The organism is Pseudomonas sp. IT-P260 (genome assembly GCF_949768395.1).
GTDB lineage: Bacteria > Pseudomonadota > Gammaproteobacteria > Pseudomonadales > Pseudomonadaceae > Aquipseudomonas > Aquipseudomonas parakoreensis.
On the sequence record NZ_CATKPO010000040.1, the window covers coordinates 395,388 to 409,038 of the forward strand.

Annotated in this window: 14 protein-coding genes; 8 read left to right on the forward strand and 6 right to left on the reverse strand. The window is 59.4% G+C overall.

The window, feature by feature from the left end; translation table 11 throughout:
* Nucleotides 1-210: 210 nt before the first annotated feature.
* From hcnA to hcnC, 3 genes are read left to right on the forward strand one after another with little or no spacing between them, the layout of a single operon-like run.
* Nucleotides 211-525: a cyanide-forming glycine dehydrogenase subunit HcnA gene (gene hcnA / locus ACM6HV_RS20845; protein WP_145595416.1), complete on the forward strand. Its 315-nt coding sequence runs from the start codon at nucleotides 211-213 to the stop codon at nucleotides 523-525.
* Nucleotides 522-1,931 carry a cyanide-forming glycine dehydrogenase subunit HcnB gene (hcnB, locus tag ACM6HV_RS20850; RefSeq protein ID WP_047293569.1) on the forward strand — a complete coding sequence of 470 codons (1,410 nt, stop codon included), beginning with the start codon at nucleotides 522-524 and terminating at the stop codon, nucleotides 1,929-1,931. The genes hcnA and hcnB overlap by 4 nt, the downstream gene beginning before the upstream one ends.
* The gene (gene hcnC, locus ACM6HV_RS20855; RefSeq protein WP_414905191.1) at nucleotides 1,924-3,183 is read left to right on the forward strand and encodes a cyanide-forming glycine dehydrogenase subunit HcnC; all 1,260 of its coding nucleotides are present in this window, start codon (nucleotides 1,924-1,926) and stop codon (nucleotides 3,181-3,183) included. The genes hcnB and hcnC overlap by 8 nt, the downstream gene beginning before the upstream one ends.
* 188 nt (nucleotides 3,184-3,371) lie before the next feature.
* On the opposite strand, the gene ACM6HV_RS20860 is transcribed toward hcnC, so the two are convergent.
* Nucleotides 3,372-5,180 (reverse strand): monovalent cation:proton antiporter-2 (CPA2) family protein, encoded by a 1,809-nt coding sequence (locus tag ACM6HV_RS20860; protein WP_041073369.1) that lies wholly within the window; start codon nucleotides 5,178-5,180, stop codon nucleotides 3,372-3,374.
* A 239-nt stretch (nucleotides 5,181-5,419) separates the two neighbouring features.
* Here ACM6HV_RS20860 and ACM6HV_RS20865 point away from each other — a divergent pair, with 239 nt between their 5' ends.
* Nucleotides 5,420-6,334, forward strand: a complete 915-nt coding sequence (locus ACM6HV_RS20865; protein WP_041073367.1) for a LysR family transcriptional regulator — start codon at nucleotides 5,420-5,422, stop codon at nucleotides 6,332-6,334.
* On the opposite strand, the gene ACM6HV_RS20870 is transcribed toward ACM6HV_RS20865, so the two are convergent.
* Both ACM6HV_RS20870 and ACM6HV_RS20875 read right to left on the reverse strand, forming a co-directional pair.
* Nucleotides 6,324-7,091, reverse strand: a complete 768-nt coding sequence (locus tag ACM6HV_RS20870; protein WP_414905192.1) for a substrate-binding domain-containing protein — start codon at nucleotides 7,089-7,091, stop codon at nucleotides 6,324-6,326. The two genes, ACM6HV_RS20865 and ACM6HV_RS20870, sit on opposite strands and share 11 nt — an antisense overlap.
* Before the next feature lie 11 nt (nucleotides 7,092-7,102).
* Nucleotides 7,103-8,395 carry an MFS transporter gene (locus tag ACM6HV_RS20875; protein WP_414905193.1) on the reverse strand — a complete coding sequence of 431 codons (1,293 nt, stop codon included), beginning with the start codon at nucleotides 8,393-8,395 and terminating at the stop codon, nucleotides 7,103-7,105.
* 425 nt (nucleotides 8,396-8,820) lie between these two features.
* Here ACM6HV_RS20875 and ACM6HV_RS20880 point away from each other — a divergent pair, with 425 nt between their 5' ends.
* Both ACM6HV_RS20880 and ACM6HV_RS20885 read left to right on the forward strand, forming a co-directional pair.
* Nucleotides 8,821-9,129, forward strand: coding sequence for an RcnB family protein (locus ACM6HV_RS20880; protein WP_027613230.1), 309 nt, complete (start codon nucleotides 8,821-8,823; stop codon nucleotides 9,127-9,129).
* A gap of 101 nt (nucleotides 9,130-9,230) precedes the next feature.
* Nucleotides 9,231-9,695: a hypothetical protein gene (locus ACM6HV_RS20885; protein ID WP_414905194.1), complete on the forward strand. Its 465-nt coding sequence runs from the start codon at nucleotides 9,231-9,233 to the stop codon at nucleotides 9,693-9,695.
* Here the strand turns inward: ACM6HV_RS20885 and ACM6HV_RS20890 are convergent.
* On the reverse strand, nucleotides 9,661-10,773 hold the full coding sequence (locus tag ACM6HV_RS20890; RefSeq protein ID WP_414905195.1) for a diguanylate cyclase domain-containing protein: 1,113 nt from the start codon (nucleotides 10,771-10,773) through the stop codon (nucleotides 9,661-9,663). The two genes, ACM6HV_RS20885 and ACM6HV_RS20890, sit on opposite strands and share 35 nt — an antisense overlap.
* 163 nt (nucleotides 10,774-10,936) lie before the next feature.
* Here ACM6HV_RS20890 and ACM6HV_RS20895 point away from each other — a divergent pair, with 163 nt between their 5' ends.
* Entirely contained in the window at nucleotides 10,937-11,275 is a 339-nt protein-coding gene (locus ACM6HV_RS20895; protein WP_041073359.1) for an FKBP-type peptidyl-prolyl cis-trans isomerase, read from the forward strand.
* 79 nt (nucleotides 11,276-11,354) lie between these two features.
* Here ACM6HV_RS20895 and ACM6HV_RS20900 read toward each other — a convergent pair whose 3' ends face one another.
* Both ACM6HV_RS20900 and ACM6HV_RS20905 read right to left on the reverse strand, forming a co-directional pair.
* Complete coding sequence (locus ACM6HV_RS20900; RefSeq protein ID WP_145595431.1) at nucleotides 11,355-11,690, reverse strand: hypothetical protein; 336 nt, start codon at nucleotides 11,688-11,690, stop codon at nucleotides 11,355-11,357.
* The gene (locus ACM6HV_RS20905) at nucleotides 11,687-12,925 is read right to left on the reverse strand and encodes an S-type pyocin domain-containing protein (RefSeq protein ID WP_145595433.1); all 1,239 of its coding nucleotides are present in this window, start codon (nucleotides 12,923-12,925) and stop codon (nucleotides 11,687-11,689) included. The genes ACM6HV_RS20900 and ACM6HV_RS20905 overlap by 4 nt, the downstream gene beginning before the upstream one ends.
* A gap of 443 nt (nucleotides 12,926-13,368) precedes the next feature.
* On the opposite strand from ACM6HV_RS20905, the gene ACM6HV_RS20910 reads away from it, so the two are divergent.
* Nucleotides 13,369-13,644, forward strand: a complete 276-nt coding sequence (locus tag ACM6HV_RS20910; protein ID WP_145595436.1) for a metal/formaldehyde-sensitive transcriptional repressor — start codon at nucleotides 13,369-13,371, stop codon at nucleotides 13,642-13,644.
* Nucleotides 13,645-13,651 lie beyond the last annotated feature (7 nt).

The window sequence follows — 13,651 nt, forward strand, 5'->3', positions numbered from 1 at the left end:
CTGGATCAATATTTCCCCTTGAAATATCACCTAACTTAAAAGATCCAGGCCCTTGTTGCGGTATCGACTACAGTGCTCCGGTGCGCAATTTGCTGCGCTCATGGAGTAGCCCGGCAGCCCCCACCAATAACCACAACGGGTCGCCAGGCAGAGTGCAGCAAGGAGCTGACGTAGAACTCCCCCTGAAACTTTTCACGGATGAACATCGTAATGCACTGCCTCGAACGCACCTTTGATATCCAGCCGCTGACCCAGGCGGATATGACTGTCCACATCAACGGCCAACCGGTTAGCGCGGCCATCGGTGAAACAGTCCTCAGCGTTATCCAGTCCCTCGGTGTGCGCCAGGTCGCACGTAACGATCATGACCAGATCAGCGGCGCCTATTGCGGCATGGGCGTGTGCCAGTGCTGCCTGGTGAAAATCAACGGTCGGCACAAGCGCCGAGCCTGCCAGACGGTGGTGCGCGACGGTATGCGGGTTGAAACCCAGGTCAACCGCATCAACGAGCAGGAGGTTGTATGAGCCTGCAACCGGTGATCGTCGGCGGTGGTCCGGCGGGGATGGCGGCGGCCATCGAACTGGCGCGCCATGGCGTGCGCTGCACCTTGCTCGAAGAGGCTTCGCGCCTCGGTGGGGTGGTCTATCGCGGGCCGTTGCGTGACGGCGTGCAACTGGATTACCTCGGGCCACGCTATTCCGAAGCCCTGAGCAAACTGCACGGTGATTTTCAGCAACAGGCCGGGCTGATTGACGTGCGCCTGAATCATCGCGTGGTCGGCGCCGAAGGCACCCGTGCACTCGTGGTGCTGGATGGCGATGAGCAACTGCATGAGATCGATTATCCGCAATTGCTGCTGGCCGCCGGTTGTCACGAACGCAGCGTGCCGTTTCCCGGCTGGACCCTGCCGGGCGTGATCATGCTCGGCGGCCTGCAACTGCAAATCAAAAGTGGTGTGGTCAAGCCGCAGGGACCGGTGGTCATCGCCGGTACCGGGCCGTTGCTGCCCTTGGTGGCAACGCAGCTGCACGCGTCCGGCGTCAAAGTCGCGGGTGTGTACGAAGCCTGCGCCTTCGGCAAGATCGCCCGCGAAAGCCTGGCGTTGCTGAACAAGCCGCAGTTGTTCCTCGATGGTTTGAGCATGCTCGCTTACCTGAAACTGCACGGCATCCCGATGAACTACGGCTGGGGCGTGGTCGAAGCTCATGGCGACGGCGAGCTGAAAAGCGTCAGCGTGGCACCGTACTCGGCCACCTGGGAGCCGGACCTGACACGCATCGAGCGCTTCGAAGCGCAGACCCTGGCGGTCGGTTACGGCTTCATCCCGCGCACCCAGCTCAGTCAGCAGATGGGCCTCGACCACGGTTTCAGCGACGACGGTTACCTGCGCGCCAATGCCAACAGCTGGCAACAAAGCAACGAGCCGCATGTGCACCTGGCCGGTGACATGGGCGGCATTCGCGGCGGTGAAGCGGCGATGCTCGCCGGCAGAATCGCTGCCACCTCGATCCTGCTGCAACGCGGGATTATCGAAGAGGATCTGGCACGGGTACGCCGCGACCGTTATTTGGGCAAACTCAAATCCATCGTGCGCTTTCGTGCGGCTGTCGACCGCTACACCGAACGCGGTGTCGGCCAGACCGCTTTGCCGGCTGCCGATACGGTGATCTGCCGCTGTGAACATGCGACCCGCGCGGACATTGATCTGGCGCTGGAGCAAGGCGTGCAGGACATCGCCAGCCTGAAGATGCGCACCCGCGTCAGCATGGGCGATTGTCAGGGCCGGATGTGCGTCGGCTACTGCAGCGATCGCCTGCGCCAGGCGACCGGGCGCAAGGACGTCGGCTGGTTGCGCCCGCGTTTCCCGATCGATCCGATTCCTTTTTCCGCGTTCCAGTCCGGCGGCACGGAGGCCGTTTCCCATGAGTAAGTTCTATGACGTGATCATTGCCGGCGGCGGCGTGATCGGGGCGTCCTGCGCCTATCAATTGTCCAAGCGCGAGAACCTCAAGGTGGCGTTGATCGACGCCAAACGCCCGGGCAACGCAACCCGCGCTTCGGCCGGCGGCTTGTGGGCCATCGGTGAGTCGGTGGGACTGGGCTGCGGGGTGATTTTCTTCCGGATGATGTCGGCCAACCGCAAACGCGAAACCCAGGGCGCGGCCGTCGCGGTGGACGCCAGCACGCCGCATATCCTGCCGGAGTCGTTCTTCGATTTCGCCTTGCAGTCCAACGCGCTGTACCCGGCGTTGCATCGCGAGCTGAAGGACAAGCACGGGATGGATTTCAAGTTCGAAAAGACCGGGCTGAAGTTCGTCATTTATGACGACGAAGACCGGCTCTACGCCGAGCACATTGTCAGCTGCATTCCGCATCTGGCCGATCAGGTGCGCTGGCTTGATCAGGCTGCATTGCGCGAAGCCGAGCCGAGCGTCAGCCTTGAGGCCCGGGGCGCGCTGGAGTTTCTCTGCGACCACCAGGTCAGCCCGTTCCGTCTCGCCGATGCCTACATGGAAGGTGCGCGGCAGAACGGCGTCGACATCTTCGTCAATACCAACGTCACTGGCGTGTTGCACCACGGCAGCCGCGTGACCGGCGTGCAGACGGCCGAAGAGGGCGTGTTCCACTGCAAAACCCTGATCAACGCCGGCGGCGCCTGGGCGGCGGATTTGAGCGAATGGGCCACCGGTGTGCGGATTCCGGTGAAGCCGGTCAAGGGCCAGATCCTGCTGACCGAACGCATGCCGAAGATCCTCAACGGTTGCCTGACTACCAGCGACTGCTATGTGGCGCAGAAGGACAACGGCGAGATCCTGATCGGCAGCACCACCGAAGACAAAGGCTTCGACGTCACCACCACCTACCCGGAAATCGCCGGACTGGTGCAGGGCGCGGTGCGCTGCCTGCCGGAACTCAAGGACGTCAACCTCAAGCGCACCTGGGCCGGATTGCGTCCGGGCTCGCCGGATGAACTGCCGATCCTCGGGCCGATGCGTGGGGTGGAAGGGTATCTGAATGCCTGCGGACACTTCCGCACCGGTATCCTGACCTCGGCGATTACCGGGGTGCTGCTGGACAAACTGGTCAACCAGGAAGCGCTGCCGCTGGATATCACACCGTTCCTCGCGGATCGGTTTGAGGTGGCGCCGGTCAAGCAAGCGCTGGAGTTAGAGCTGGCCTGATCCAATCCCCTGTAGGAGCTGCCGCAGGCTGCGATCTTTTGATTTTGTTTTTTTAAGATCAAGATCAAAAGATCGCAGCCTGCGGCAGCTCCTACAGGGTTTTCGGTCGTTCACAAAATCTGTGGGAGCGGGCTTGCCCGCGAAGGCGTCAGTCCTGTCGGCCTGAAGTTTGGATCTGTGCAAGGAGGTCAGACCTTGCGCGCTTCCTCTTCCAACTGATCCGATTCGAACAGCCGCGCCAGTTCCGCACGGGCTTCCTGAGCGGTCTGCAGGACTTTCGCCGCGTCGTCGTAAACGGCGTGCTGCGCCTCCAGCACCTGCTCGTCGTGGTGCTTGAAGCGCTTGATCCGCGCATCGGCCTGAGCCTGGGTCAAACCCAGGCCGACCAGGGTGCGGCGGCTCATTTCCAGACTGGAGTAATAGGTCTCACGAATCGGCTCGGCGCCGACATCCACCAGGCGGTGCACGTGCTGACGGTTACGTGCGCGGGCGATGATCTTCATGTGCGGATACAGCTTGCGCACGATCTCGGCGGTCTTGATGTTGGTCTCCGGATCGTCCGTGGCAATCACGAAGTATTCCGCCTCGCCAACCTTTGCCGCATTGAGGATTTCCGGGCGCATCGGGTCGCCGTAGAACACCGGTACGCCGCCAAAACTGCGCGACAGTTCGATGGTTTCCACTGAAGTGTCCAGCGCTACGAACTTGATGTTCTGCGCCCGCAGAATCCGCGCCACGATCTGCCCCATCCGGCCCATGCCGGCGATCACCACGCGCGGTGCCTCGGTGTCGATTTCGCGGAATTTCTCCGGTACTTCCACCGGCTGCACTTTCGGGCTGACCAGCCGTGCGCAGATCAGCAGCAGCAACGGCGTCAAGGCCATCGACAAGGTGATGGTCAGCACCAGCAAGTCATACAGGCGCGGTTCGAACAGGCCCTGATCGCGCCCGATCTTGAACACCACAAAGGCAAATTCACCGCCGGCCGCGAGCACGATACCCAGGCGAATCGCACTGACCTTGGTCAGCCCACCAGCCAGGCGCCCGACCACAAACAGCAGCGGCAACTTCAAGCCGATCAGCAACAGCGTCAGGCCCAGTACGGTGATCGGCGCACTCAGCAGCAGACTCAGGTTGGCGCCCATGCCGACGCTGATGAAAAACAGCCCGAGCAGCAAGCCCTTGAACGGCTCGATCTGCGCTTCCAGCTCATGCCGATATTCGGAGTCCGCCAGCAGCAGGCCGGCAAGGAAAGCCCCGAGGGCCATCGACACGCCGACCAGATCCATCAGCCACGCCGTACCGATCACCACCAGCAATGCGGTGGCGGTAGACACTTCCGGTAGACCGGTTTTTGCCACCACGCGGAACACCGGACGCAACAGATAACGCCCGCCGACCACCACCACGGCGATCCCGCCGAGTACTTGCAAACCGTGATTCAGGCTTTCCGCGTTGCTGGTGGCATGCGCGCTGCCGGCGAGCATCGGCACCAGCGCGATCAACGGGATCGCGGCGATGTCCTGAAACAGCAGAATCGCAAACGCCAGCCGCCCATGCGGGCTGGTGAGTTCCTTGCGCTCGGCCAGGCTCTGCAGGCCGAATGCGGTGGACGACAGCGCCAGGCCAAGGCCGAGCACAATTGCACTGTTCAGCGGCTGACCGAACACATACAACGCCAGGACGCCGATCACCGCCGCTGTCAGCAGCACCTGCGCCAGACCGACGCCGAACACCGACTTGCGCATCACCCACAAGCGCCGCGGCGACAGTTCTAGGCCGATGATGAACAACAGCAGCACCACGCCCAGTTCGGAAATATGCGCGACACTTTGCGGATTACCGATCAGACCGAGTACCGACGGGCCAATGATCACCCCCGCCAACAGATAACCGAGCACTGCGCCCAGTTGCAGACGTTTGGCCAAGGGCACGGTGAGCACTGCGGCGAACAGAAACACGACAGCGGCTTGTAACAGGTTGCCTTCATGGGGCATGGGTTGACTCCTGACAGCGGTACGGCGGGGGGTGACAAGGATAAAGGCTGAAACGATTCAAGATCCACCGAAGATCCCGTGCAGGAGCTGCCGAAGGCTGCGATCTTTTGATCTTCAAAAACAAGATCAAAAGATCGCAGCCTTCGGCAGCTCCTACAGTGAGCCAGTGTAAATCTGTAATTATTTGCATCAAATGGTTACATTGATAGCCTTCGCGAATCAGTCTTTCCGAGTCCGCCATGGCCATCAACTTCGATCTCAACGACCTGCAGGCTTTTCGCGCGGTGGTCGAGCAGGGCAGCTTCCGCAAGGCCGCCGACACCGTGCGCCTGTCACAACCGGCCTTGAGCCGACGCATCGAAAAGCTCGAGGACGCCCTCGGCGTAAAACTGTTCGAGCGCACCACGCGCAAAGTCAGCCTGACTCAGGCCGGGCGCGGCTTCATGCCCAGCGTCGAGCGTTTGCTGGATGATCTGGATGTGGCGTTGCTGGGCATCAGCGAAGTCGCTTCGACGCGAATGGGCCACGTCACCGTGGCCTGCGTGCCGTCGGCGGCGTACTACTTCATGCCGCGCGTGGTCGCCCGCTATCACCGGCAATTCCCCCGCATCAAGGTCAAAGTCCTCGATTCCAGCGCCCACGACGTGCTCAGTGCGGTGGTCAATGGCGAGGCGGATTTCGGTTTGAGCTTTATCGGCACACAGGATGCCAAAGTCGATTTCGAACCGCTTGTGCAGGAGTGCTACGTTGTCGCCTGTCGCCGTGATCATCCGTTGGCCGGGCGCAGCAGCGTGAGCTGGGACGAGTTCTATCAGCAGGATTACATCTCGCTGGACAAGACGTCCGGCAACCGGTTTCTGCTCGATCAGGCCTTGAGCCGAGTGGTGCCGCAACGCCAGAGCATCTGCGAGACGCGGCATGTGACGACGATGATTGGTCTGGTGGAAGCGGGGCTTGGCGTGGCGGCGGTGCCGCTGATGGCGATGCCCGGGCCGGATCATCCGATCCTGACCCGGGTGCCGCTGACCGATCCGCAAGTGATGCGCAGTGTCGGCATCATCAAGCGCCGGGGTCGCACGTTGACCCCGGCAGCACTGGAGCTGGAACGGCTGGTGGTGGAAATGAAAGTCCAGCCGCCAACGATCAGCGCTTGACCGAATCCAGCCCGGTGGCCTGCACGTCAGCCTGAGCGGCAGGCGCGGCGAGGTAGTCGAGCAGGGCCTTGGCCTCTTTTGGATGTTGCGCACCGACCGGGATGCCGGCGGCAAAACGCGTCACCGACTGCACCGATTCCGGAATCTTGCCGACAAAACTGACCCCCGGCACCGGCAGCAATTCGCTGACCTGCTGGAAGCCCAGTTGATAATCGCCGGTGGCAACCACCGAACCGACCGGGACTTTCGGGATCATTTTCGCCTTAGGTTTCAGCTGATCTTCTACGCCGAGTTTGTTGAACAACTCCTTCTCGATGTACACGCCGCTGGCACTGTCGGAATAGGCCACCGATGTTGCGTCGAGCAGGGTTTTCTTCAGGTTTTCGACGCTGCTGATGTCCGGCTTCGGCGCGCCCTCACGCACTACCAGACCGATCCGTGAATCGGCCAGTTCGACCCGCGAGGCCGGGTCGACCTTGCCCTGTTTGATCAGGTCATCGAGGGCGTAGCCGACCATGATCACCACGTCGGCGTGTTCGCCACGGGCGAGGCGGTTGGGGATCGCTTCCGGCGCCTTGCCCATCGACGGGCCGAGCTGGGTGTCGAGGGTGTTGCCGGTGGCCGCCGCGAATTTCGGGCCGAGGATTTTGTAGGCCGCGGTGAAGCCGCCCGACGTCATCACGTTCAGCTGTTCAGCATGGGCCAGGGCGCTGAACGCGAAGAGGGCGATGGCGCTGAGATTGATCAGTTTTTTCAAGGTGTTGCTCCTTATGCGGCAACCGGTTGCAGACGGCCGCCTGCGCGGCGATAGAGGTACAGCGTGGCGCCCAACGCACACAGTGCGCCGACGCTCATCCAGTAACCCGGCGCCGCTTTGTCGCCGGTGTACTGGATCAGGAAGGTCGACATCGCCGGGGTGAAACCACCGAAAATCGCGGTCGCCAGACTGTAGGCGAGGGAGAAGCCGGCCACCCGCACTTCCACCGGCATGATCTCGGTCAGCGCCGGAATCATCGCGCCGTTGTACATGCCGTAGATGAACGACAGCCACAACAGCGACAGCAACATGTGACTGAAGCTCGGCGCCTGCACCAGGTACGACAGCGCCGGGTAGGTGCTGGCCAGCGCCAGCAGCGACATCGCAATCAACACCGGACGCCGGCCGATGCGGTCGGACAACATGCCGCCAATCGGCAGCCAGAAGAAGTTAGACACGCCCACCAGCAAGGTCACCAGCAACGCATCGGAGGTGCTCAGGTGCAGCACGGTTTTGCCGAAGGTCGGCGCGTACACGGTGATCAGGTAGAACGCGGTGGTGGTCAACGCGACCATCAACATGCCACCGAGTACCACGCCCCAGTTCTGGCCGAGGGTGCGGAACACTTCCTTCATGCTCGGACGGTGTTTGCGTGCGGCGAATTCTTCGGTTTCCGCCAGGTTACGGCGCAGCAGGAAGATGAACGGCACGATCAGGCAGCCGACGAAAAACGGAATCCGCCAGCCCCCATCGGCCACCACGCTCGGCGCCATCCAAGCGTTCAACGCGTAGCCCAGCGCCGCCGCGACGATGATCGCCACCTGTTGACTGGCCGACTGCCAGGCGGTGAAAAAACCTTTGCGGCCCGGTGTGGCGATTTCCGACAAGTACACCGAAACACCGCCCAATTCCGCACCGGCGGAGAAGCCCTGCAACAGCCGTCCGACCAACACCAGCGCTGGCGCAAACAGACCAATGGTCTCGTATCCGGGCACCAGCACAATCAGGATCGTGCCACTGGCCATGATCGACAGCGTAACGATCAACCCCTTGCGACGACCGACGTCGTCGATATAGGCGCCAAGCACAATAGCGCCCAGCGGACGCATCAGAAAGCCTGCGCCGAATACGGCAAAGGTCATCATCAGGGAAGCGAATTCACTGCTCGCCGGGAAGAACACCGCCGCGATCTGCGTGGCGTAGAAGCCGAACAGAAAGAAGTCGAACTGTTCGAGGAAGTTGCCCGAGGTCACCCGGAAAATGGCGCCGGCCCGCGAGCCGCCGTGTGGGATTGAGGCTGTCATAGAAAAGATCTCCACCGCTTTTATGACGTGCGCGACGTGGAAGCGGCGCACGGTTGTTATTGCGGCGGATGGTCGCGCAGCTGTAACAGGATGTTAATTGCATTGTTGGCATGGATTGATGCGCAAAGCGGATCAATCCTGAAAACACCGTCTAACCTGTGGGAGCGAGCCTGCTCGCGAAAGCGGTGTGTCAGGTCATGAAGAGGCTGAATGTGCCGACGCCATCGCTGGCAAGCCAGCTCCCACAATTTTTTGGTGTACCCGCTGTTCCTGCAACACCAAGAAAAACTGTGGGAACTGGCTTGCCAGCGATAGCGGCCTCACGGACAACTACAATCCCCGGCCAGTCCACGCAAAAAACAAGGAATGATTCCAGTCCTCCGCAGTCGGAGTACAGGCATCACACACCTGAAGGAGGTTCACCGATGAACAGCAAAACCCTAATCGCCAGCCTGGCCCTCGTCGCCGGCATTGCCGGGATCAGCCCACTTGTTCAAGCGGCGCAAACCTCAAGCGAACCCACCGTCCAGTCACCGACCAGCGACCGTGAATTGAAGGTCAACGACCGCGCTCCAGACATTTATCAGCGCAGCGACAAAGCTTTGAAAAACTGGAAACAGAAAGGCTTGAAAGCACCGGTCGACCAGGCGCAGTGGGTGCAGATCAACGACAAGTACGTGATGGTCATGATCACCAACGGCACCATTGTCGAGATGCAGCCTGTCGAGCGTTAAGCACTTCGGCAACAATTGGCCATGGACGGTCGATTGCATTCGGGCACCATTCGAGTAAAACCCGAAAGGCGTTTCGAGTGACTGGATGTCAGGAGCAATCGTTGGAAAAGAAACCGCTTTATCGCAAGGTAAATACCACTGCCCACAACGTCTGGCGCAACAATCAGGGCAGCCACTATCGGTATGAGCGCAATACCAAAGCCGAGAGGCGCAGCGAGGCAACGCGGGGTTCGATGCACGGGATCAAGCATCACGGCTACGATTACACCCCACTATTTCGCTTTCTGCTTTCTCGTGTCGGAGGCAACTGGGATGAGATTTTCAGTGAGGCGGTGGCGCGCCTGGATCGTCCGGAGCCAGTGTTCTGGATAGTGTCCATCCATGACGACGATCGCGAGGAGATCGTGCGACTGGGTGAGTCGAGTTACTTCAATGGCCTGTACGTCGATGAGCAAAAACGTCTGCAAATCGTCAACCCGGGTTTGAAGGCCGAGGAGATGAAACCCTATTGCCATTGTTGTACCCATACTTTCAATGGCGTTGTGTTTGGCTTGCCTCCTGACTGAGCAAATCCACTCGACCCTGATTTAATACCTGCCCACCCCCCAACCGATACTGATTGTTCCCACTGCGCTTGGCCTCATACATCGCCAGGTCGGCAATGTGCAGCAGTCGGTCCATGGTTGGCGCATGGTCGGGAAATACCGCGACGCCAAGGCTGGTGCCGATGTGGCGCTGGTCGTTGCCGATGCTGATCGGCGGCGACAGTTCGATGAAAATCTTCTGACAGATGCTGCGGGCTTCCTCCTGCAGGTTGAGGCTCGGGGCCAGGCCTTGCAGGATCACCACGAATTCGTCGCCGCCAATCCGTGCGACGGTGTCGGTGGCGCGCAGGATGCGTTTCAGACGCGTCGCAGTGGTGATCAGCACGCGGTCGCCGGCGGCGTGACCGTAATGGTCGTTGATCGCCTTGAAGCCATTGAGATCGATAAACACCAGTGCCACGCGGGTCAGGCTGCGGCGCGCCTGTTCCAGTGCTTCGGATAAACGCTCTTCAAGCACCAGACGATTGGGCAGACCGGTCAACGGGTCGAAGTGGGCGAGGTGCTGAAGGTAACTCGCCGAGGCTTTTTCCTCAGTGATGTCGCGCACCACACCCATCATCTTGATCACCGCATCGTGGTCGTTGCGCACCACATTGCCGGTTTCCCGCAGCCAGCGAATCGTACCGTCGGGCCAGACCACGCGGTATTCCTCGTCGTGGTTTTCACCGGTCTCCAGGCAACGCAATTCACCCTCGCGCACCCTGACGCGGTCGTCCGGGTGCACGCAGGCGCAGAACAGCGCATAAGACGGGGTGATCTCGCCGATCTTGAACCCGAACATGCCGTAGATCGCGTCCGACCAGTACAGCCGGTCGGTGTCGACTTCCCAATCCCAAGTGCCGATGCGGGCAAAGTACTGGCTGCGTTTGAAACGCTCGGCGTCACCGTCCTGGTGGATGTTCTGGCGTTCGGCGGCGCGGGTCAGCAGCTCGCGGTATTCGTCCAGTTGCTTGCGCAAACCGCGCTCGCGCCAGATCAGCACGACGATCAATCCAAGCATGACAACGCCAAGGGCAAGGCTGATCCAGAGGTCAGTCATTCGGGAACTGCCAGCATGAACAATCGATCCGTGAAGTAATGGCGGTTGGCTATCTTAATGGGTTGTCAGTCACTTCGGATACAGCGCCAATCTTCGTTAATGAGTTGCGAACAGCCGCCATTTCTGGGAAAACGGCGGCCAGCTGAACAATAGAGTGAATGGCATGAATGATGAACTGCAGGTAATCGATCTCCAGGTGGGCGAGGGCAAGGCCGCCGTCAAAGGCGCACTGATCACCACCCATTACACCGGCTGGCTGGAAGACGGCAGCGAGTTTGATTCCTCCCACAGCCGAGGCAAACCTTTCCAGTGCGTGATTGGCACGGGCCGGGTGATCAAGGGCTGGGATCAGGGGCTGATGGGCATGCAGGTCGGCGGCAAGCGCAAACTGCTGGTGCCGGCGCATCTGGGGTACGGCGAACGAACGATGGGCAAGATTCCGCCGAATTCGAATCTGGTGTTTGAGATTGAGTTGCTGGAGGTTTTGACGCGGGAGGATTGAGGGTAGCGAGTGTCGAAACTGTCCGGATGAGGGGGGACCCTCATCCCAATCTCTGTAATTTGAGCACTCGTCCGGCGGGTCAGGTGAATGTGTCGATATCGTCAAGCGTGTCCTCAATGATGCCCTTCAGAGCGGGGAACCTCCTCTGAACGGTTTCGAGCGCGGGCAGGACGGTTTCGGTATTCATTTCGCCATGGCGGCGAGCGATGTGGCCGAGAGCGGTAATCGCAGATGCCACAATCGCTTCAGTTTTGTTGGTGAGATATTTCAGGCAGGTGTCTTGAGCCCAGGCTCTGTCGGTTTCGTTCAGACCGATAGACACCAGAGCGGAAACGACACTTTCGTCCAAGTCGCTGGCGAGGCGTCTTATGGCTTCATCATGGCTGAGTGATGGGTCTTGATAAATGAGGCTCATTTTTTTGCTCCGAGGATATTGCCTTTGTTGTCTACTTTTTTGGCTTTGATCAGTGCATTTTTCATATCTTGATGAAGTTTATCCCATGCCCGTACGTGGCCGTGGTAGATATCTCCGCCCGTGCGGTCAAAGACAACTAGCTCATTTGTATCCGGATCGACACCAATTCGGCGGGGCGATGTGGGCTTTACCTGAACAGAGTTTTCCAATGCTTCCTGACCATTGGTAGGCCCCTTACTTTTGACGGGTGTATCTTTTTTTCCGTGGTAACTCGCCGCGTCGAATTCAAGCGCCAGGACAATATAAAGCGGTTTGATCCCTGAGTTGGCCGGGAACACCAGAATGAAGTCCTGATATTGCGGCGGATAAATCGGGTTGACGATGATTTTGTCCGCCTGTTCTGTCGGCGGATAAATCCATATCTGTGGCGCTTGCGGCGCGCTTTCCAGTGGCGGGATTCCCGTGGTACTGGAAGGGTCAACAACGGGAGTCCAGATCAGTGCTGCCCCATTACCGAAGTCCGCAACTTGTTGCGTTCCTTGCTCGACGAACTTTACGACAGGAATCATCTCCCAATCACTGCGCGTCTGGGTGTTATATCCGTACCCTTTCAGAGTGCCGTCAGGCTGTTGTTCTACGTGCAGTCGGACACGAGTTCGGCCTTTGTCGAGTGATTTGAGTTGTTCTTCTGTGTACAGAGAACTGTCGCCCAAACTCGATGGCCACAGCAGTGCGACTATTCCGAGTAATGCTCCAGCACCTAAACCTCCCGTCGCCAAGGCTGCACCGTTCACTGCGCTACCACTTGTGCCTGCTACGGCAGTCAGCCCTAGAGCAAGCGTTCCTGCTGAGTTGGGCAAGTGCCTGCCGTGGATTTTTTTCAGTGGTATGTTTCCGACGGCGTCTCGTTCGCGGCCGCCTAGCAGGGAAAACTCTCCAAAGTCGGCCAGCCTCTCTACCGGTATAAACCCGGCGGGGCTTGTGTGATTGATAACACCATCAGGGAGTTTGCAGCTTTTGGTAAACACACAGCCTTTAACATCGCGCTGATACTTTAGCGGTTGTTTGATCAATCGATCCTCATACGCCTGCTGCCTGGCCAGCATATCGTCATAAGCAGATTGTCTTGCCTCCCGCTCCGCCAGTTCGCTGGTTGTCATGTAGCGGCTGGTAATGTGGTGACCGTCACCAGCCGGTGGGTTTTGAACACGGGGCATATCTTTTTTACGCACCATCAGCGTCCTTGTTACATCGTTTTTGAAAGCGATGCGGACGCTATATGAAGGTGCTTTTTATAGCTGTAGGAAGGGTCTGAAATCCAAGTGATTGTTACAAATGTAAAAAATCAAGTTTGTGGTATCGCAGCTTAATTAACCCATCCAACCGTTAAGTAAATCGTCGAGGCTTGACTGAGTAAGTGTGCGCATCAGTTAGGCAAGCAGACGCTTGAAAAAGCGCTTGGATTCGGGTGAGTAACTCTTCATGGATCAGCCTTTTTTCCCGGGTTTGACCTTCGGATATTCGATAGTAGAGAGGGCTCCTGCGCGAGCAGGCTTGCTCCCGCAGTGGGAGTGAAGTCACTTTCCGTTTCCCGTTCATCCCTTGAATGCTCACCGAACTTGCGATTGCCCAAGCCATCGGCGATTATGCGCGCCATATAGGGGTAGGGGGTATAGGTATGTCGCACATTCACGAACACAAAGGCGAGTTGCTCAACCGCGTGCGGCGGATTGCCGGGCAGGTGCAGGCGGTGGAGAAAGCGCTGGAAGGCGATGCCGATTGCGCCAAGACCTTGCACCTGGTGGCGGCGATTCGCGGGGCGGTCAACGGGTTGATGGAGCAGTTCATCGAGGCCCACACCCGTGAGCACGTGGCGCATCCCGACCTCACCGACGAACAGCGCGCCCAGGGCGCCGAAGATCTGTTGCAAGCCATCCGCCGTTATTCCAAATAGAGCATCA

Excerpts from the sequence above, each read along its gene's own strand:
- hcnA (WP_145595416.1), top strand. The coding sequence starts at position 211 with ATGCACTGCCTCGAACGCACCTTTGATATCCAGCCGCTGACCCAGGCG.
- hcnB (WP_047293569.1), top strand. The coding sequence starts at position 522 with ATGAGCCTGCAACCGGTGATCGTCGGCGGTGGTCCGGCGGGGATGGCG.
- hcnC (WP_414905191.1), top strand. The coding sequence starts at position 1,924 with ATGAGTAAGTTCTATGACGTGATCATTGCCGGCGGCGGCGTGATCGGG.
- ACM6HV_RS20860 (WP_041073369.1), bottom strand. The coding sequence starts at position 5,180 with ATGCCCCATGAAGGCAACCTGTTACAAGCCGCTGTCGTGTTTCTGTTC.
- ACM6HV_RS20865 (WP_041073367.1), top strand. The coding sequence starts at position 5,420 with ATGGCCATCAACTTCGATCTCAACGACCTGCAGGCTTTTCGCGCGGTG.
- ACM6HV_RS20875 (WP_414905193.1), bottom strand. The coding sequence starts at position 8,395 with ATGACAGCCTCAATCCCACACGGCGGCTCGCGGGCCGGCGCCATTTTC.
- ACM6HV_RS20880 (WP_027613230.1), top strand. The coding sequence starts at position 8,821 with ATGAACAGCAAAACCCTAATCGCCAGCCTGGCCCTCGTCGCCGGCATT.
- ACM6HV_RS20890 (WP_414905195.1), bottom strand. The coding sequence starts at position 10,773 with ATGACTGACCTCTGGATCAGCCTTGCCCTTGGCGTTGTCATGCTTGGA.
- ACM6HV_RS20895 (WP_041073359.1), top strand. The coding sequence starts at position 10,937 with ATGAATGATGAACTGCAGGTAATCGATCTCCAGGTGGGCGAGGGCAAG.
- ACM6HV_RS20900 (WP_145595431.1), bottom strand. The coding sequence starts at position 11,690 with ATGAGCCTCATTTATCAAGACCCATCACTCAGCCATGATGAAGCCATA.
- ACM6HV_RS20905 (WP_145595433.1), bottom strand. The coding sequence starts at position 12,925 with ATGGTGCGTAAAAAAGATATGCCCCGTGTTCAAAACCCACCGGCTGGT.
- ACM6HV_RS20910 (WP_145595436.1), top strand. The coding sequence starts at position 13,369 with ATGTCGCACATTCACGAACACAAAGGCGAGTTGCTCAACCGCGTGCGG.